Here is an 18,679-nt window from a genome sequence, read left to right as displayed (position 1 = left end):
GGCTTTCCGGCCGGCCGCGCCGGATGCCCTCGGCCGAGCCGTCGACGGGCGGAGGGAAGGCGGGCGAGCGTGCCGGGGCGTGGGGCCACGCCCCGGCACGAGCCGTTCCGCGCGGTGCCGGTTACTGGCCCAGGAAGACGAACATCGCCATCGCGTCCAGGCGCATGACGTCCTCGGCCCGGCCCTGGGTGCGGATCGCTCCTTGCATGTAGTTGGACACCGGGTTCGCGTCGCCCCAGAAGATCTCGGCCAGGTCGAAGCTGTGGCCGCGCACCACCAGATCGGCCGCGCCGGACATGCCGGCCGTCGGCGTTGCGGGCCTTCCGCCGGAGATCACCAGGGTGAAGGCCGCGTCGTGGTCGGTGGCCAGGATGTGGATGCGGCAGTTCCAGCCGCCGAGGGTCTTGCCGACCCGGGGACTGGCCCCGGCCTTGGCCGCGTACTCGCTCAGCGCGTCCAACAGCTCGTCCGCCCCGACGCTCTCACGCATCGCCTCGCTCATCGGGCGGCCTCCACCGGCCCGCTCAGTTCGGCGCCCATGTCCAGCTCGGCTGCCACCGCGGCGGCAGCCTGCTCGCCCGAGCGCACCGCGCCGTCCATGTAGCCGCTCCACACGGTGGCGTACTCGGTGCCGGCCCAGTGGATCCGCCCGACCGGCTCGCGCAGCGCCGGGCCCAGCGTGGACCAGGAACCCGGGCTCAGGATCCCGGTGTAGCAGCCGCGCGACCACTCCTCCTCGAGCCACACCTTCTCGTAGGTCGCGATCGGGTGCGCTGCCTCGGGGCCGAAGACCGAGACCAGTTCGGCCACGACCTGCTGCTGCCGTTCCTCGGGGCTCATCCGCAGCGCGCGCCGCGCGGCGTCGCAGTCGGTGAAGCTGACCAGCACGCCCTCCGCACGGTCCGGGTGGCTCTGGTCGAAGGTCAAGGTGTTGTGTCCCGTGCTGTGCCCGGTCAGGCCGTCGGCGCGCCAGAACGGCTCGGGGTAGACCACGGTCGTCTTGATGGCCGAGCCCATGAACACCCGCTGGGTCAGCTGGTCGCGCAGGCCGGGCAGCGCCGGGCTGTAGCGCAGCCGGCCGGCCAGCGGCGGCGGGACGGCGACGACGGCGTAGCGTGCACGGACCCGGCCCTGCTCGTGGTGCACGACGACACCGCACTCGTCCTGGTCGATCCGGTGGACCGGGCAGGACAGACGGACCCGGTCGCCGAGCACCCCGGCCAGGGCCAGCGAGACGCCCATCGCTCCGGCGCTCAGGCGGGTCTCCTGCGCGCTGTTGATCACTCCGATCATTCGCTCCACGCCGCCGCCGGAGGCGATGTAGAACAGCGCGTGCAGCAGCGACACCTCCCCGGGCTCGGCGGGGAACAGGGCGCGGGTGAACGCGCGCAGCCACTCCTTCGCGCCCGCGCAGTACGGCTGCGCGCCGATCCAGCTCTCGACGGTGGTGGAGTCCAGCACGGCGGCCTGCGGGTGGGCCCACGGGGCCTCGGCGCCGACCTCGGCGGCCAGTGCGGTCAGCTCGACCATGGCCTCCATGAGGTCCGCGGCCACCACCGGGTCCCCGGTGGGGATCGCCCCGTGGTAGCGCAGCAGTCTGCCGTCCTCGGTGCGTTGCAGGTTGTCCCCGTCGCTGTACTGCGTGAACGTCGCCAGACCGAACTCCTCGACGAGCGCGTTGATCCGGTCCTGGGTCGGGCCGATCCACTGCCCGCCGTACTCCACCAACCGCCCCTCGTCCTCGACAACGGAGCAGGTGCGCCCGCCCACCCGGTCACGCGCCTCCAGAACGAGCACGTCCACGCCTTGGGCGTGCAGGGTGCGGCCGGCGGTCAGCCCGGCCAGTCCAGCGCCGACGATGACGACATCGGTGTCGTAGTTCTCGGGCACGAGGCCACCATCCAGATTTGGTCAGATGAACAGGTCGGTCGACTTGGGCAGCTGACCAAGTCGGGTGGCCAGAGTGAAGTATGCTTCGCTGAGGGTGTCAAGGGGTGACCGGAAGACCCGGTCGCGGACCTGGGAAGAAGGTGACGGACCTGCCTCGGATGAAGGTCGAAGAGCGCCGCGAGCAGTTCGTGAAGGCCGCCATCGAGGTCATGGCCCGCGAAGGTCTGGACCGCGCCACGACGCGCCGCATCGCCGAACAGGCCGGAACGGCCCAGGCCGCGATCCACTACGCGTTCCGAGGCAAGGACGAACTGCTGACCGCCGTCATCGGTACGGTGACCGAGCAGGTCGAGCAGATCCTGCGCGACGCGGTGACGCCCGAGAACGGACTGGCCACGGCGATCGGCGACGCGGCACGCGCCTTCTGGGCCTTCGTGGTGGGCGACGACGGGCTCCAGCTGATGCAGTACGAGCTGATGATCTACTGTCGCCGCAACCCCGGCTTCGAGTGGCTCGCCGCCTGGCAGTACACCCGCTACTGTGTCTGCGTCGAAGACGTCTTCCGCTCCGCGCTCGCCCACGAGACCTCACCACCGCCGATCGACCTGGCGGCGCTGACGCGGTTCCTCGTCGCGGCGATCGACGGACTGATCATCCAGTACGAGGTTCACCACGAGGACGAACAGTCCCGGCGCGACATCGAGAACGTGATCACCTGCGCCCTCTCGCTGGCCGGCCTCGCCCCCGCGCTTCCGTCCGTGGAACCTGAAAGCCCTGTGTAGTCGCGACCGGCGGTTACGCGACCACAGCCCGGGCCCCCGCACGCGCATCGATCAGGCCGTGGGGCAGGGGCGCCGCGTTCTGCTGCTTCAGGACATCGCGACGGTGACGGGGGCCTGGCGGGAGGCAGGGCCATGGAGACGGGCAGCACTGGGGTCCCTCGCCGGTCGGGCGTGCGCCGCGGCCGCACCGGGCCGAGCGGGCGCCGCACCTGGTGAGGTTGCTGCGCCGGGCTGTTGCGATGTTCGGTTGCGGAGATCCGGGTCCGTGCGAGACGCGTACGCCCCGTCCGGCACGCGGAGGTGACGCTCCGGCAGGTCAGCGGCGGTGCCCGCCGGAGAGGGCTGTGACTGGTGACGGTGCTGGTCATGCAGGCCGACGCATCGTTGTGTCGGCCCGGGGACGTGTCGGGCCGCCCCGTGCTACGGCGAGGTGGGCAGGTGCGGGGAGCGGAGCACGAGCAGGGTGATCTCGCTGGGGGCGAAGACGCGGAACGGCGGGCCCCAGAAGCCTGTGCCGCGGCTGGTGTAGAGGAGGGTGCGGGTGCCGTGCCGGCTGAGGCCGGCGAGGGCGGGCTGGTCGATGCGGACCAGGTGGTGGAAGGGCCAGATCTGGCCGCCGTGGGTGTGGCCGGAGAGCTGGAGGTCGATGCCGGCCGCTGCCGCTCGGTCGACGAACTTGGGCTGGTGTGCAAGGAGCAGGACGGGCAGGTCGGGGTCGGCGCCGTTCAAGGCGCCGGCGAGGTGGGCGCGGTGGCCTGCCAGGCCGGAGGACTCGGCGGTGACGTCGTCCACGCCGGCGACCACGAGGGTGTCGCCTCCGCGTTCGAGCAGCAGATGGCGGTTGCGCAGTGGCTCCCAGCCCAGCTCGTCCATCAGGTCCACCCAGCCCTGGGCCTCGGTGTAGTACTCGTGGTTGCCGGTGACGTAGACACGGGCCCGGGTGGCCCGCACGGTACCGAGTGGGGCGGCCTGGGCGCGGCGGCGTTCGGCCGTGCCGTCCGCTATGTCGCCGGTGTGGCAGACCAGGTCGGGCTGCAGAGTGTTCACCGTCTCGCATACCCGTGCCGACCAGCGGGCGCGATCGAGGGGACCGTAGTGGGTGTCGGTGATGAGGACGACGCGCATCCCGTCCAACCCGGCCCCCAACCGTGGGAGTTGAAGGTCGAGTCGGCGCACGCGTGGCACGCGGAGGGCTTCGGCGTACCCCCAGGCGAGTAGTACGGCGGTCATGCCGAGGACGGCCCACGTGACGATTCTGGCCCGGTCCTGGCTCCCGTCGACGCCGGCCACGGTCAGGGCGAGCCGCAACGGGACGCCGATCAGAACGGACCAGGTGAACAGGATCCAACTGGTGCCCAGCAGGGTGTCACCGACGATCGCCGCCCGGTCGTGCCGGCGCCGGCCGTGGCCGCGCACCATCGCGAGCGGCATACCGATGAGGCCGAGGACGAACAGGGCGGTGCCGACCAGCGTGACGGGCAGCGGCCAGTGCTGGCCGCTGTGCAGGAGCACCCAGCAGGGCACGGCCCACAGCAGGACGGGGGCGATCAGGGGGATGCAGCGCATCAGGCGGTGCACTCGGCTCTGCCGCGGCGCTTGCGCTTCCTCCTCGGCGGACCGGGTGTTGCTGGTGGCGGTCATGCGTCCCCTCCCTGACCAGGCTGCCGTCCCGCGCACTGTATCCGGTTGCCCGGGGGCGGCCGGGCCGGCGTTCACGAGCGCGGCCCCTTGGGGCGAAGGATTCAGTGCGGGATGGCGAACGGCGCCGCAAACACCCCCCTCGGCATGAGCCGCGATCAGGGGTGCTGCAGGCCCTGCTTGGTACTGCCGTCGGTGGAGCGCGCGCCGGCGGGACGATGGCCCACGCCGATGACGGCGAGTGATGGCCGCACTGGACCGGTCGATGCGCTCCCGTAACGGGACTTCGCTGACTGCGGGTCGGGGCGGACGTGCTCGATGGCGACACGGTTCGTGCGAATCTGTCGGTGCATCACGTCATCCGCCTGCACCCTGAACTCCAGGAGCCGTTGCGCGTACCTCCAGTCCGCCTTGGTCCGCTTGCAGCTGCTGGGGACATCAATGCCGTGCCGCAGTCGAGGACGCCCCTGTTCCGTCTGATCCTGGATGGGCGAGGTACCCGGCAGGGGACGGATGCCACCGCGGCCTTGGTCGTCGTGCGCCGAAAATACCTGAGCGACCGCTTACCGCCATGCCAGCCGGTGCATGCCTCCACCCCCCGTCATGCGCTGCTGCCGCGGCCGTCACGGAGAAGGGATCTCGCGCGGCTGCCGAGCGGTCACCAGGCGGAGGACGTCGGCGAGACCGCGTTCGCCGGTCCGGTTCTCGGCGGGCAGGATGTAGGTCCGCAGGCCGCATGCGGTCGCGCCGCCGTCACGGGCCGGGTTGTCGCCCACCATGAGGGCGGCCCGGGGCTCGGTGCCGAGGTCGGCGCACGCCTTGAAGAACAGGTGAGGGTCGGGTTTCTCGCGGCCCTGTTCGTAGGAGATGACGCAGCTGTCGATGAGGTGGCTCAGGCCGTGGTGGGCGAGGTGGGTGCGCAGGTCCCAGGCGAAGTCGCTGACGATGGCGATGCGCAGGCCGCGTGAGCGGAGCGCACGCAGGGTGGGTTCGGCGTCGGGGTACGGGGTCCAGGCGTCCGGGGCGGTGAGTTCCAGGTAGGCCGCGTCTTCGGCGCCGCGCAGGAAGTCCACGTGCCCCCACCATCCGAGCATGGCCTGCCGGTGCCGTTCGGGAGACAGGTCGCGTCCCTGCTGCAGTGCGACGACCGATGGCAGCCGGAAGGCGGCGCGCAGCTGACGGGAGATCTCGGCCTCGGCGCCGGGTTCGTCGAGCAGGGCGAGGCGGCCGGATGCGCGGCCCACTCGGCGCAGCCATGCCTCCAGGGAGATCATCTGGAAGAGCGTGTTGCTGAAGTCGAAGAGGACGGCCTGCACACGGGGTACCGGCGCGGCCTTCTCGGCGTCGCTGGGGCGATAGGCACTGGGCGTTTCGAACAGTGTCTGCATCACGAGGGGGGCTGTTCTTCGGGGGCGACCGTCTCCACGGGCACTCCCAGGTCGCGGATGGCGGCGAGCTCGGCGTCGGGAGTGCGGGAATCGGTGATGACCGCCTGGTAGTCGGTCACGGTGCCGTAGGCGTACGTGGCCGTCTTGCCGAATTTCGAATGGTCCACCAGGAGCAGGGCCTGGTCGGCGGAGGCGAGCATGGCCAGTTTGACCTCGACGTAGTCGGTCATGGGGTGGAAGAGCCGGCCCTCCAGGATGGCGGTGGCGGACATCAGCGCGAGATCGGCGTGGATCTGGGACAGGGCACGGGTCACCGCGGGACCGGTGCAGGAGTTGAAGTCGCCGCGGTAGCGCCCGCCCAGAAGGGTGATGTCCGCCTTCGACTCGGATCCGAGGCGCTGCGCCAGGCCGACCGAGTTGGTGACGACATGCAGCTGGTCCAGCCGGGCCAGTACCGGGACCAGCGGGAACAGGGTGGTGGAGTCGTCCATGAGGACCGTGGTGCCCGGCTTGATCCGGTGGGCGACGGCCGCGCAGAGGGCGTTCTTGGCCGGGAGGGAACTGCTCTCGCGGAAGCGGGTGGCCATCTCCATGGTGAGTGCGGGAAAGGCGACGGCCCGTCCACGCTCCTTGCGCAGGAGATGACGTCCGGCGAGGTCGTCCAGGTCCCGGTGCATCGTCATCAGGCTCACGGCGAAGTGCTCGGCGAGGTCGTCGATGCGGGTCTCTCCATGCTCGGCGACGTAACGCAAAACGGCCTTGCGCCGCTCCTCGACAACGGCGTGCGACGATCGCGTGCGGGCGGCCACAGCGCCCCTCCTTCCCTTCGGTCGTGCTTGTTCGGCGGCGGGGAACGTACGCCGGCCTCACACACGGCTGCGATTGCGGCGTTGTCGACGTGAAGCGGTCGCTGACGCCGGTCTCGCAGTCTCGCACATGGGCCCGGGCGGACAGGGGCCCTGCCCGGGCCCTGGGACGAGCGGAGCCGGGGCAGGGCGAGTGCCCTCCCTGCCGAAGCATCAGCGGCTGTCCACGGTTACCAGGACCTTGACGTGTTCGGGATCGAGGGAGGCGGAGAAGGCGGCGGCGGCTTCCTCCAGAGGATGGGTGGCGGTGACGATCTCGGCGGTGTCGAAGCCGCCCGAGGCGATGAGGGACATGGCGACGCGATAGTCGTCGCTCGTGTACATGAGGGTGCCCTCGATGCGGATCTCCCGGTCCTGGACCAGGTCGAGGCGGACCGGGGTGGTACCGGCGGCACCCACTCCCACGACGACGACATGGCCGCCCTTGGCGACCACGTCGGTGGCCTGGGCCATGGACTGTTCCCGGGCGACGCAGTCGAAGACGACATCGGCCGGGCCACCCAGTGCCTCCCGGGCCAGGGGAACCAGGTCGGATGCGTCGGCGGGCAGTGCTGCGTCGGCGCCGAGGCGCAGTGCCCTGTCCCGTTTGCCCTGCCGCAGGTCGGTCACCACGATCCGGCCGGCACCTGCGTGGCGGGCGGCGATGAGCGTGAACAGGCCGATGGGGCCGGCACCGAGGACGGCGACCGTACGGCCGGTGAGGTCACCGGCCTTGGCCACGGCGTGCACCGGGGTGGCCAGGGGCTCGACGAGGACGGCCTGGAGGTCGGTCATGCCGTCGGGGACGCGGTGGACGCGGTCGGCCGGGACGGTGAACAGGTCGGCCAGGGCGCCGGGTGTCTGGCAGCCGAAGACCTTCAGTTCCTGGCAGATGTTGTAGCGGCCGGACCGGCACTGCGCGCACCGACCGCAGTGGAGATTCGGTTCGACGATCACCCGGTCGCCGGGGGCGAAGTCCTCGGCCCCTCGGCCCGTGGCCACCACGACACCCACCGCCTCGTGACCGGGGTGGTAGGGGAGGTCGATGAACGGATGGTGTCCGGCTGCGGCGTGGGTGTCGGATCCGCACACGCCGACGACCGCGGTGCGTACGAGGAGTTCGCCGTCCCCGGGGACGGGGGCGGGCACCTTCTCGACGACGATGTCCTCGAGGGAGCGGACGAGGACGCGGCGGATCAACTGGGTCATGAGGTTCCGTTCAGTTCGGGCGTTCACGCGGCGAGAGGGCCGGGTCAGGTGTGGGACTGGTAGCCGTGCCGGGTGTGCGGTGGGCGATCGTGCGAGCCGGCGGTGAGCGCCCGGTAGCGGTTCTCTGCCTCTGCCGGCGGCTCCGGGCCGCACCGCTGCGCGGGGCCGGACGGCACGAGCGGCGGCCCTCATTTGACGGCTCCCAGGGACAGGCCGCGCACCAGCTTGTCCTGGGCGGCGAAACCGGCGATCAGAACGGGCAGCGAGACCAGCGTGGCCGCCGCGCACAGCCTGGCGAGGAACAGGCCCTCGTTGGTGATGAAGCCCACCAGGAACACCGGTGCGGTCGACGCCTGCGTAGCGGTGAGGTTCACCGCGAACATGAACTCGTTCCAGCTGAAGATGAAGCAGATCAGCGAAGTGGCGGCGATCCCCGGCATGGCGACCGGTGCGACGATCCGCAGCAGCACCGTGGGCAGTCCCGCGCCGTCGACCTCGGCCGCCTCCAGGATCTCCCTGGGCACCTCGGCGAGGAACGACCGCATCATCCATACCGCGATCGGCAGGTTCATGGCGGTGTAGAGGACGACGAGGGTCCAGATGTTGTCGAGCATGCCGATGTCCTTGACGATCATGTAGATCGGCAGCAGGGCCGCGATGAGCGGCAGGAACTTCGTGGACAGGAAGAAGAACATCACGTCGGTCCACTTCTTGACCGGCTTGATGGACAGCGCGTAGGCCGCGGGGAGCGCCAATGCGAGGACCAGCAGGGTGGAGAAGACGCTGGCCATGGCCGAGTTGAGCAGGAACGGGGTGATGTCCCGGCCCAGCAGCAGCTTGTACTGGTCCAGTGTCAGCGGTGCGAAGGGACTGGGCGGGTTGGTCGCCGCGTCGGACTCCTGGTGGAAGGACGTGAGGACCATCCAGGCCACCGGCGCGAAGAAGGTCAGGGTGACCAGCCACGCGAGGAAGGTCCACAGGGGCGACAGACGCGGCGACTGTCCGGGCTCCTCGCGGTGGTGACGCCGGAGCCGGCGCAGGACGGTGCCGGACGAGGTGCGGGCAGCTGCGGTCGTGCCGGTCATCGGGACACCTCTTCCCGGAACAGGGAGGCGACCACGCGCAGGGCGAACGTCGCGATGACGATCGAGCCGATCACCACGACGACACCGGCGGCCGCGGCCTGGCCGTACTCGAACTTGCGGAACATGGTCAGGTAGATCTCGTAGGGCAGATTCGTTGTCTGTGAGCCGGGGCCGCCCTGGGTGATCGTGTAGACGGCGTCGAAGGTCTGCACCACGAAGATGCTGCCGAGCACGATGCCCAGCTCGATGTACTGCCGCAGATGCGGCAGGGTGATGAGGCGGAAGGTCTGCAGCGCCGAGGCCCCGTCGACCCTGGCGGCCTCCAGCACGTCACCGGGTTGCGCCTGCAGGCCGGCCAGCAGGATGAGCATCATGAACGGTGTCCACTGCCACACGAGCGCGACCACCACAGAGGGCATGGGGAAGGACGACACCCAGTCGACGGTGGGGCCGTTCGCCACCCCGAACAGCCGGTAGACGGCGTTCAGAGTGCCGTTGAGGAGCCCGTAGTCCGGGTTGTAGATGGCGTGCTTCCACACCAGGGCGGCGGCGACCGGCATGACCAGGAACGGCGCGATGAGCAGGGTGCGCGCCAGGCCCCGGCCGAAGAAGTGGCGGTCGAGCAGCAGTGCAAGGCCCAGACCCAGTACCGCGCTGAGGACCACGACGGATGCGGTGAGGACGACGGTGTTGATGACCGCGTTGCGCAACCGCTCGTCGGTGAACACGAAGGCGTAGTTGGACAGGCCGGTGAAGTGGCGGTCACCCGGACGCAGGATGTTCCACTGGAACGTGGAGATGACGAGCGTGGCCACGAACGGCAGCTGAGTGACGGCGATGGTGAAGATCAGTGCGGGCAGCAGCGGAAGGCGAAGCCGCCACGTGCGTTCACCCATGGACTTGAGCGGACGCCCGGCCGGTCGTCGATGCCGCGTAAGGGGACGGTCTAGCGTGATCATGAAGTGACTTTCTTCCGCCGCGGAGCGGTGGGGGCTGGGACGGCCGCTCCGGCCGGCTCGGGCGTCGGCCGGAGCGGGTGGCTCACTTGTAGTTCTTGGCTACCTCTTCGGCCTGCTTCTGGCCGTCGTTGAGTGCTGTGTCCACGCTGGTCTTGCCGGCGATGGCGGCGGAGATCTCCTGCGTCGTCTTGGTCCCGAGGTCCTGGAACTCGGGGATGGCGACGAACTGGATGCCGACCGTGGGCCGCGGCTGCACACCCGGGTTCGCGGGATCGGCCTGCTGGATGGACTTCAAAGTGATGTCGCCGAAGGAGGCGGCGGCCTTCTTGTACTGCGGGATCTGGTAGGTGCTGGCACGCTTCCCCGCGGGCACCCGCGCCCAGCCGAGCTTCTCGCCGACGAGCTTCTCGTACTTCTTGCTGGAGGCCCAGAGCATGAACTTCGAGGCGGCGTCGGCCTTCTTGGTGGTCTTCGGCATCGCCCACGCCCAGGCCCACAGCCAGCCGCTGCTCCTGGTCTTCTCCACGGGGGCGTACACGTAACCGATCTTTCCGGCAGCCTTGCTGGTGCTCGGGTCCTCCAGTGAGCCGGCCGCGCTGGTGGCGTCGTACCACATGGCGACCTTGCCCTGGCTCATCGCGTTCAGGCACTCGGTGAACCCGGCCTGTGCGGCGCCCGCCTCACCGTGCTTGCGGACCAGATTCACGTAGAAGTCGGTGGCGTTCCTGAAGCCTTCTCCGTTGACCTCGGCCTTCCAGTCTTTGGTGAACCACGTGCCGCCGAAGGTGTTGACCACGCTGGTCAGCGGCGCCCCCAGCTCACCCCATCCCGCAAGGCCGCGCAGGCAGATGCCCCTCATTCCCGGCTGCGCGCCGTCCACCTTCGCCGCCAGGTCGGCCACCTGCTGCCAGGTGGGGTGCTCCGGCATCCTCAGGCCCTTCCGGGCGAACACGTCCTTGCGGTACATGAGGAAGGACGATTCGCCGTAGAACGGCAGGGCGTAGAGCTTGCCGTCCGAGCCGGACACCGATTGGACCATCGGCTTGAGCAGGTCGCCCTCGTCGAAGCTCTTGTCCTTGTCGGCGTACGAGCTGAGTTCGTGCAGCCAGCCGTTCTTCTGCCAGATGGGCACCTCGTAGGCGCCGATGGTGGCGACGTCGTACTGCCCGGCCTTGGTGGCGACGTCCTGGGTGACCTTGTCGCGCAACTCGTTCTCGGGCAGCACGGTGAAGTTCACCTTGATGCCGGTTTCCTTGGTGAAGGTGCTCTGCGTCAGCTTCGCGATGTCCTCCATCTGGGGGTTGCCGACCATCAGCACGTTGATGCTCTTGCTGTCCGACGAGGAGCCGCCTGCCCCGGCGCCGGAGCAGGCGGTGGCGAGCAGGGCGGTGGTGGCGGCGCATGCCGTCAGGGCATATCTCGTCGATCGGGTGAAGCGCGTCGGACGCATGACGGGGACCTCTCGTGCGGGTGGGTCGGGAAATGGCCGGTGAGGCACTCATGGCGGCACGGCTCGTGGGTGCAACCGCTCAGCGAGGGCTCTCGTCCGTGATGTCGCCCGAGGCTCGCCTGAGGAAGGGGATGCCTCCCTGGGTGTGGGGTGCGGCATCGATGCCGGAATTATTAGCACCACAGAGGCGCTTTGTTAACACATCTTGCGAGAAAAGTTTCTGAGATCTATCGTCAGCCGTCTTGCGGGCATTCATCTGTTGGCGTTCCGCGCCCGCCCTGCCCCCGTCCCCGAGGAGACCCGGATGCGCGCCAGGCCCGACTCCTCCAGGCGACCCCGCGGTCGTCGTCGCCGGAGGTGCCCTGGTGGATCTCACACCTGTCCGGACGGTCACCGGCACATCGCCCACCAGCCACGGCCGGGGGGTGCCTGTCTCGATGCCGCGGCGGTCCTCGTCGCACCGGGTGTCCGGGCGGCCTGCTCCGTGGGGTGCGGTGCTCGCAGGCGCATGCCCGCGCCGGCGGCGGACATTGTGGACACCGTGGGGGCAGGGGATGCGCTCACTGCGGGGGCGACCGCCCTTCTGTACCGGACCGGCCGTCTCGACAGGGAGAGTGTGGCCGCCCTGTGCGCGAGGGGGCTCGCCGGGCTGCTCGCCTACGTCGTCGCGGTTGCGGCTGACACCTTCACTCGGGCGCGTGCGCAGCCGCCGTCCCGTCACCGCGGCGTGCCGATTCCTTCGCGGCAGCCTTGGCGCGCCGGTCGGCACGTCGGGCTCTGGCTGCTTCCCGTTCATCGGGCATCGCCGGACTCAGTCCGCTCCGATGAGGGAGGCCGTGACGGCGAGGCAGGCCAGAATCCAGGTCCCGTGGTCGTCGTGGTGCAGGTCGACCCGCGTGGACAGGGTGTGGACGATGTCGAGACCGCGGCCGTGCTCGTCCGGATCGTCGTCCGAGGGACGCCGGTGCGGGGGAGCGGGATCACCGTGGTCACCCACGATGATGCCAAGAGTGCCCGGGGTGAGGACCAGATGGACCGACATCTCGCTGCGCCCGTGGGCGGCCGCGTTCGCAGCCAACTCCCCCACTATCAGGAGAGCCGAGTCCTGCGCGTCGTCGGACAGTTGCCAGCGTCCGAGCACTGTTCGGGCGGCATGTCGCAGGCAGCCGACGAGTGACTCGTGCGCCGGAAGTGTGAACCGGGCCCTCACCGGGTGGTGCGGGCTCGAGGAGCGGGGCCCGGGGCAGTGGATGCCGCTCCACGGAGGGACAACCGGGGTGCCGTGATCGATCGGCGGGGCGGTCTCGGAAGGCATGGCCGGAGCTTTCGGACTGGGTCGGGGAGTCGGTGCCACGTCGAGTGGCCGGTGACCGGGCCGCAGAGAGCCGGGCCGAAGTTTCTCCTTATGTCTGTCTACGCCGCCTCTTGGTCATATGCAATAGAAACTCGAAGAATGTCACAGAAAATGTGATAAAGGACTGACTGCACCCTGCCCGGAGCCGTAGCGGTGCCACCGATGTGTCCTGCCCGGCTGGTCACTCCGCCGCGCTCGTCGAGTCCAGGCGGGCCCAGACCGGCCAGAGCGCTTCCTGGGCCTCTCGATAGGCGTGGTAGGCCTCCTCCAGTACCGCGACCCGGTCAGGGGCCGGGTCGTGGCGCCTGATGACCGGGGCGACGGCAAACGGGGCCGTCCCGTCGCCGACCGGTCCGACGGCCCTTGCGGCGAGCAACGCGGCCCCGCGGGCGGCGCTCTCCTCGACGCCCGTCACCAGGACCGGCCGCTGCAGTGCGTCGGCGAACATCTGGCTCCAGACGGCGCTGCGCGCGGCACCGCCGGTCAGCATGACCGGCCCGGTGAGGTGCAGGCGGGACCGGAGCACGTCGACGTGCCACCGGTGGTTCAGGACGACGCCTTCCAGCAGGGCACGCAGCAGGTGCCCGCGACCGTGCCAGCCGCGCAGGCCGAGGAAGCCGGCGGAGGCCGGCCGTTGGTGGGGGGAACCGTAGACGAACGGATGGAACAGCACCTCCGACGGGCCCTGCAGGTGTTCCCCGACCTCCCGTCCGATGGCGCCGTAGATGTCCTCGCCGTGCCCGGCCGGTGCACCCATGGCCCGCAGGAACCACCCGAGGTTCGCCACCGAGGCGGGCGAGGTGGACATGATCATCCACTGCCCTGGGTGGAGGAAGCTGCGGCACTGCCAACGGAGGTCCGTGACGGGGCGGTCCCAGACCACCTGGTTGATGCTGAACGTCCCCGCGATCAGGCAGAGCTCACCCACCTCCGTGGCCCCGATACCCAGCGCCGCCGCGTCGACGTCGTGCGCGCCGGTGATGACGGGCGTGTCGGCGGCGAGCCCCGTGAGGGCCGCGGCCTCCCGGGTCACCGTTCCGCACACCGCGTCGCAGGCCCGCACAGGGGGGAGCTTGTCGGCCAGCCGTCCGAGCCCGAACAGATCGAGCAGTTCCTGCGAGTACTCACCCCGGCGCATGTCGGTGAACGAGGCGCTGGCGTCCGTCGGATCGGTGGCGACCACGCCCGTCAGATGCCAGCGCAGCCAGTCCTTGCAGGACAGCAGCCAGCGGGCACGTTCCAGTTGGCCCGGCTCGTGCCGGTCGAGCCATGCCAGCAGGGCGGCCGGAGAACCCGCGAAGGGGACCGTGCCGGACACGGTGAGAGCACGGTCCCAGACCGGAGAACCGCGCCACTGTGCCAGCACAGGCTCGGCGCGCGTGTCCATGGCGACGATCGCGGCCCGCACCGGCCTGCCGTGCTCGTCGACGAGGTAGAGGCCGTCGCCATGTCCGGCCAGGCCCACCGCGGCGACGGCCCGTCCGTCGACGCCGAGCGCGGCGAGGGAGGCTCTTATGGCTCGGTGGGTGGTTCGCCACACCTCGTCCATGTCCCGCTCGACCCAGCGGGGACGCGAGGTGTCGAGCGGGACCGTGCCGACACCCTGCGCCACCTGCCGGCCGGCGGAGTCGAAGAGCACGGCCTTGGTCACGGAATGCCCCGCATCGACGCCGAGCACCAAGTCGCCGGCCACCGCTCACACCCACCCCAGCTCACGGGCGTTGATCGCGGACACACACCGGCCCGTGGCGGACAGTTCCGCTATGGCTTCGGCGACCAGCCGCGCCGAACGCAGGCTTGTGGTCGTCGTATCACCGGCGAAGTGCGTGGTGAGCGTGACATTGTCCAGCCGCCGCCACGGGCTGTCCGCCGGGAGAGGTTCCTGATCGTGCACGTCGAGCGCGGCCCCGGCGATGCGACGGTCCGCGAGGACGTCGTAGAGAGCGGTGGTGTCCACCAGGCGGCTGCGCGCGGTGTTCACGAAGTAGGCGGTCGGCGGCATCAACGCGAAGTGGCGCGAGCCGATGAAGCGCTCGGTCTCGGCCGTCAACCGTGCGAAGACCTGGACGAAGTCGGACTCCCGGAACACGGTGTCGAGGCTTTCGGCCCGTACGACCGAGTGCTCGGCCAGAACGGCGTCGGACACGTACGGATCGTAGGCGATCAGGCGCGTGCCGAAGCCCTGCAACACCGTAGCGAACGCCCGCCCCACATGGCCGAAGCCGACCATCCCGACCCTGCTGTCGCCGATCTCGCGGCCAGGCCGACCTCCGGCCTTGCGCCAGCCACCGGCCTTCACCGAGGCATCCACCCGGGCGATGTCCCGTGCCTCCGTCAGCATCAGAGCGACAGCGAGCTCGGCCACGGCCGTGGCGTTGCGGCCGAACACGGGCACGACGCCGACTCCGCGGGCGGTCGCAGCAGCCACATCGACGTTCTCCAGCCCCGTGCGGGCCACACATACAGCCCGCAGCGCCGGGGCGGCCACGAGCACCGCGCGGGACACCGGAGCGAAGTGCACCGCCAGCACGTCGGCCTCCGCCACCGCCTGCAGGATCTCATCGGGCACCGCCACGGCGTCGGGACCTTGCCACTCCATGGTCTGCTGCGCGGCGTGCTGTTCCGCCTTGGTCCCCGGCCACTCCACATTGCGAACGGGGCCGAAGCCCGGGCTGCAGGCCTTCGCCAGGGCGTCGGCATACAACTCGGCAGGAATGAAACGGTCACCGACAATCACGACACGCAACGCGACCTCCAGGCGTGCCCTCTCCCGCTCTTCCGCAATCGTCCCACGCGCGCATGCGAGGCGCCCGGCGTCGTCACCGCGTCGCCGAAGGCGTCCGTTCTCGGGTGCCCCGCGCGCGGCGCCGACACGTCCAGGCACCGGCGGCGGGGTCCGTTCGCAGATCGGTACGCGTGGCGGTGCCGATGCGCTCCTCCGGGCACTCGACGACCCGGCGAGCCGTGGCGTCGGCGGTGCCGGGTGCGGTGGTCGCCGGGCAGTTCGGCACGACCGCCGGCCGGCTGCGGGTGATCACGCCGGCACGTTTCCACGTCAAGCCCGGGTGTCACAGCTGCCGGGGGACCGGGCCACCTTCCTCGTCAAGAGCGGGGCGCCACCCACCACCGGATCCGGGCACTCCGTGCGCAGTACCCGTCCGGTACTGGCTTGAGGGCTTCTCGGCGGCATGGGCGGTTCCGGGCAGCCCTGCTCACCCCGTTGCCGTCGGACGCAGCGCGGTGCCGGCTGCTCCTCGGGTGAAACGGGTGACGCCGACCGCCAGGCCTCCCCGCTCGGTCGACCAGCTGAAGAGCCGTCCTGCCGGATGCGAAAGATCACCGCGTGTCCCCAGTGGCCGGCCCGACGGTGACTGCTTCCCGACCGCCTTTCAGCCGTACCGACCCGCGGAAGCGCCCTCGTGACCACCTGGCGGCTCGGGGGGCGGGGCCGTGGTGGCCCGGGGAACCAAGTGCGTAGGGAGGACGATGTGTTGCTTGTGGTCCGGGGCCGAATCATGGATGAGCTTCAGGGCCAGTTCGCCGGCGAGGCGGCCCATGTCCGAGGGTGACTGGGCGACCGTGGACAGGTCTGTCCATTCGGCCATCTGATGGTCGTCGAATCCGATGACGGACATCCGCTCGGGCACCTGTACCCGTGCCTTGCCCAGACAGTGGACGATGGCGATGGCCAGCTCGTCCGTCTCGGCGAAGATGCACGTGGGCGGCTCCCTCAGGCTCAGCAGGTTCCCGAGTCCCTCGGTGATGCTCCGCCCGTCCTCGAAGGACATCGTGACCACGAGGTCGTCGTCCAGAGGAATATCCGCTTCGGTGAGTGCCTGCTGGTAGCCGAGCAGCCGTTCGCGCGAGCTGAAACAGAAGCCGCTGGCCCCCACGGTCGGTGCGAAGGCGATCCGGCGGTGGCCGAGGTTGAGCAGGTGCCGGGTGGCCTTGACGGCTCCGGCCACGTCGTCCACGTACACGCTCGGGCGGCCGTCGACGTGCTGGCTGACATAGATGACCGGCATTCCGAGGTCATCCAGTCGCAGGGTCTCCTCGTCGGTCAGATCGAACCCGAACACCACGAGCGCGTCCGCGTTCCGCCGGGCCGGAAGACGCTCGAAGAACGCGGTGCGCTCGGCCATGTCAGGTATCACGTAGACGGACAGCTCCATGCCCGCGGCGCGCAGCAGCGGGCCCAGGCTGGACAGTGCCGACCCGTGGAACCACGAGTTGAGCGTGGGTACGAGCACCGCCACGACCCCGGTCCTGCCCGTGACGAGACTTGCGGCCTGTCGCGAGACCGCGAAGTTCAGCTCACGAGCGGCCTGTTCGACCCGGGCACGGATCTGCGGCGAGACGCTTGGCAGGCCGCGCAGGGCGCGCGAGACGGTGGATGGGGAAACGCCCGCCCGTTCGGCGACGTCGACCATCGTGGGGAGCCGTTGAGCGGATGACATGAGCGGAAGTTAGCACAGATGCGACCCATCTGTTCGCGGCCCATGACAGCGCTGTCATCGCATCTGATTGAGCGGTTATGCCCTTTTTCGCCGTAAACAGAATGCACGATGCATCGGTATCCGCTCAGCATTACCGGCAAGTTACGCATTGACATCCCCCAGGTGCACTCCTAGCGTGCAAGCGTTGTCTCGACGGGGTCCAATCCGCTTCGCAAAAGAAGTCTCTTGGTTTGCTGACCTGCACTTTCCTCCTGTGCAACGTTGTGACATCCCTGTCAGTCACGCTTCGGTTTCCGCACGACCAGGAGAAACAAAGAGTGAAGACCAAGACCACTGGAGCCCTTCGGAGTTCGGCTCTCCTCGCCATCGCCGGGCTTCTCCTCAGCGCCTGCGGCTCGTCCGGGAACAGCGGCTCCGGGGAGCAGGCCGGGAGCACGTCCTTCCAGGGCCGTGGCCCCATCACCTACGTGGCCGGCAAGGACGCCACGGGCGTCGTGCCGAAGGTCATCGCCCGCTGGAACACGCTGCACCCGAAGGAGAGGGTCACCTTCGTGCAGTTGCCGACGGACGCGGACTCGCAGCGGCAGCAGATGATCCAGAACGCGGAGACGAAGTCCGACGCCTACACGGTGCTCTCCCTCGACGTCGTGTGGACCTCTGAGTTCGCCGCCCACCAGTGGATCGACCGCTTGCCCGAGCAGCAGTTCCCGCTGGGGAAGATGCTCAAGCCGGTGGTGGAGACGGCGAAGTACCGCGGAGGTCTGTACGCGGCCCCCGCCAGCTCGGACGGCGGCATGCTGTACTACCGCACCGACCTGCTGAAGAAGGCCGGTATCACCCGGCCGCCCGCCACCTGGGCGGAGATGACGGCCGACTGCGCCAAGGTGAAGAAGCTGCCCGAGGCCAAGGGCATGTCGTGTTACGCCGGTCAGTTGCAGAAGTACGAAGGCCTGACGGTCAACTTCGCCGAGGCGGTGAACTCCGCGGGCGGTACCGTCACCGATGCCAACGGGAAGCCGGACGTCGACACTCCTGCGGCTCGCAAGGGCCTGGACTTTCTTGCCGGCGCCGTCAAGGACGGGACCATCCCCAAGGAAGCGGTCACCTACCAGGAGGAGGACAGCCGTCAGGCGTTCCAGGCCGGCAAGCTGATATTCCTGCGCAACTGGCCGTACATGTACGCACTTGCCGAGAAGAGCAAGCTGGCGGGGAAGTTCGCGGTCGCGCCGCTGCCCGGCCTCGACGGCCCCGGCTCCTCCAGCCTCGGCGGCCACAACCTGGCCCTCTCGTCCTTCGCGAAGAACAAGGCCACCGCACTGGACTTCATGAAGTTCTTCAGCAGCGAGACCAGCGCGAGCACGTTCCTGAAGGACGCCTCCCTCGCCCCGCCGTACGCGAACCTGTACGACGATTCCTCCCTGGTCAAGCAGTATCCGTACCTGCCCGTCCTGAAGCAGTCGATCCTGCGTGCCGTCCCGCGCCCGCGGGTTGTGAACTACGGGGACGTGACGTCGGCGATCCAGCAGGAGGCGTACGCCGCGCTCACCGGCAGCAAGAGCAGCGCGCAGGCGCTCAAGGACCTGCAGAGCGAGCTGCAGAAGTCCACGGCGCAGTGAGGAGCG

Annotated in this window: 15 protein-coding genes; 2 read left to right on the top strand and 13 right to left on the bottom strand. The window is 69.6% G+C overall.

Annotated elements, in window-relative coordinates:
* Positions 1-121: 121 nt before the first annotated feature.
* Both AC5WRT_RS14030 and AC5WRT_RS14025 read right to left on the bottom strand, forming a co-directional pair.
* Positions 122-502, bottom strand: coding sequence for an SCP2 sterol-binding domain-containing protein (locus AC5WRT_RS14030; protein ID WP_496095257.1), 381 nt, complete (start codon positions 500-502; stop codon positions 122-124).
* Positions 499-1,890, bottom strand: a complete 1,392-nt coding sequence (locus AC5WRT_RS14025; protein WP_496095258.1) for a flavin monoamine oxidase family protein — start codon at positions 1,888-1,890, stop codon at positions 499-501. The genes AC5WRT_RS14030 and AC5WRT_RS14025 overlap by 4 nt, the downstream gene beginning before the upstream one ends.
* A 158-nt stretch (positions 1,891-2,048) precedes the next feature.
* Here AC5WRT_RS14025 and AC5WRT_RS14020 point away from each other — a divergent pair, with 158 nt between their 5' ends.
* Positions 2,049-2,672: a TetR/AcrR family transcriptional regulator gene (locus AC5WRT_RS14020; protein WP_496100260.1), complete on the top strand. Its 624-nt coding sequence runs from the start codon at positions 2,049-2,051 to the stop codon at positions 2,670-2,672.
* 420 nt (positions 2,673-3,092) lie between these two features.
* On the opposite strand, the gene AC5WRT_RS14015 is transcribed toward AC5WRT_RS14020, so the two are convergent.
* The 11 genes from AC5WRT_RS14015 to AC5WRT_RS13965 form a co-directional block, all read right to left on the bottom strand.
* The gene (locus AC5WRT_RS14015) at positions 3,093-4,313 is read right to left on the bottom strand and encodes a metallophosphoesterase (protein ID WP_496095260.1); all 1,221 of its coding nucleotides are present in this window, start codon (positions 4,311-4,313) and stop codon (positions 3,093-3,095) included.
* A gap of 620 nt (positions 4,314-4,933) precedes the next feature.
* Entirely contained in the window at positions 4,934-5,698 is a 765-nt protein-coding gene (locus AC5WRT_RS14010; RefSeq protein ID WP_496095319.1) for an HAD family hydrolase, read from the bottom strand.
* Entirely contained in the window at positions 5,698-6,507 is an 810-nt protein-coding gene (locus AC5WRT_RS14005) for a DeoR/GlpR family DNA-binding transcription regulator (RefSeq protein ID WP_496095261.1), read from the bottom strand. The genes AC5WRT_RS14010 and AC5WRT_RS14005 overlap by 1 nt, the downstream gene beginning before the upstream one ends.
* A 210-nt stretch (positions 6,508-6,717) precedes the next feature.
* A complete protein-coding gene (locus tag AC5WRT_RS14000; protein WP_496095262.1) occupies positions 6,718-7,752 on the bottom strand; it encodes a zinc-dependent alcohol dehydrogenase in 1,035 nt (344 codons plus the stop codon).
* A gap of 188 nt (positions 7,753-7,940) precedes the next feature.
* A complete protein-coding gene (locus tag AC5WRT_RS13995; RefSeq protein ID WP_496095263.1) occupies positions 7,941-8,837 on the bottom strand; it encodes a carbohydrate ABC transporter permease in 897 nt (298 codons plus the stop codon).
* Positions 8,834-9,796 carry a carbohydrate ABC transporter permease gene (locus tag AC5WRT_RS13990; protein WP_496095264.1) on the bottom strand — a complete coding sequence of 321 codons (963 nt, stop codon included), beginning with the start codon at positions 9,794-9,796 and terminating at the stop codon, positions 8,834-8,836. Before AC5WRT_RS13990 ends, AC5WRT_RS13995 begins: the two co-directional genes overlap by 4 nt.
* A gap of 82 nt (positions 9,797-9,878) precedes the next feature.
* On the bottom strand, positions 9,879-11,246 hold the full coding sequence (locus AC5WRT_RS13985) for an ABC transporter substrate-binding protein (RefSeq protein WP_496095265.1): 1,368 nt from the start codon (positions 11,244-11,246) through the stop codon (positions 9,879-9,881).
* Between the two features lie 811 nt (positions 11,247-12,057).
* The gene (locus AC5WRT_RS13980; RefSeq protein ID WP_496095266.1) at positions 12,058-12,561 is read right to left on the bottom strand and encodes an ATP-binding protein; all 504 of its coding nucleotides are present in this window, start codon (positions 12,559-12,561) and stop codon (positions 12,058-12,060) included.
* A 220-nt stretch (positions 12,562-12,781) separates the two neighbouring features.
* Positions 12,782-14,293 (bottom strand): FGGY-family carbohydrate kinase, encoded by a 1,512-nt coding sequence (locus AC5WRT_RS13975; RefSeq protein ID WP_496100259.1) that lies wholly within the window; start codon positions 14,291-14,293, stop codon positions 12,782-12,784.
* Between the two features lie 3 nt (positions 14,294-14,296).
* The gene (locus AC5WRT_RS13970) at positions 14,297-15,337 is read right to left on the bottom strand and encodes an NAD(P)-dependent oxidoreductase (protein ID WP_496095320.1); all 1,041 of its coding nucleotides are present in this window, start codon (positions 15,335-15,337) and stop codon (positions 14,297-14,299) included.
* 652 nt (positions 15,338-15,989) lie between these two features.
* The gene (locus AC5WRT_RS13965; RefSeq protein ID WP_496095268.1) at positions 15,990-17,057 is read right to left on the bottom strand and encodes a LacI family DNA-binding transcriptional regulator; all 1,068 of its coding nucleotides are present in this window, start codon (positions 17,055-17,057) and stop codon (positions 15,990-15,992) included.
* A 317-nt stretch (positions 17,058-17,374) separates the two neighbouring features.
* Here AC5WRT_RS13965 and AC5WRT_RS13960 point away from each other — a divergent pair, with 317 nt between their 5' ends.
* Positions 17,375-18,673, top strand: coding sequence for an ABC transporter substrate-binding protein (locus AC5WRT_RS13960; RefSeq protein WP_496095269.1), 1,299 nt, complete (start codon positions 17,375-17,377; stop codon positions 18,671-18,673).
* Positions 18,674-18,679: the final 6 nt, after the last annotated feature.

The organism is Streptomyces sp. NTD91, from assembly GCF_059510455.1.
The sequence above is the reverse complement of the archived record's forward strand: the minus strand, read 5'-3'. Positions and strand labels throughout refer to the sequence as shown.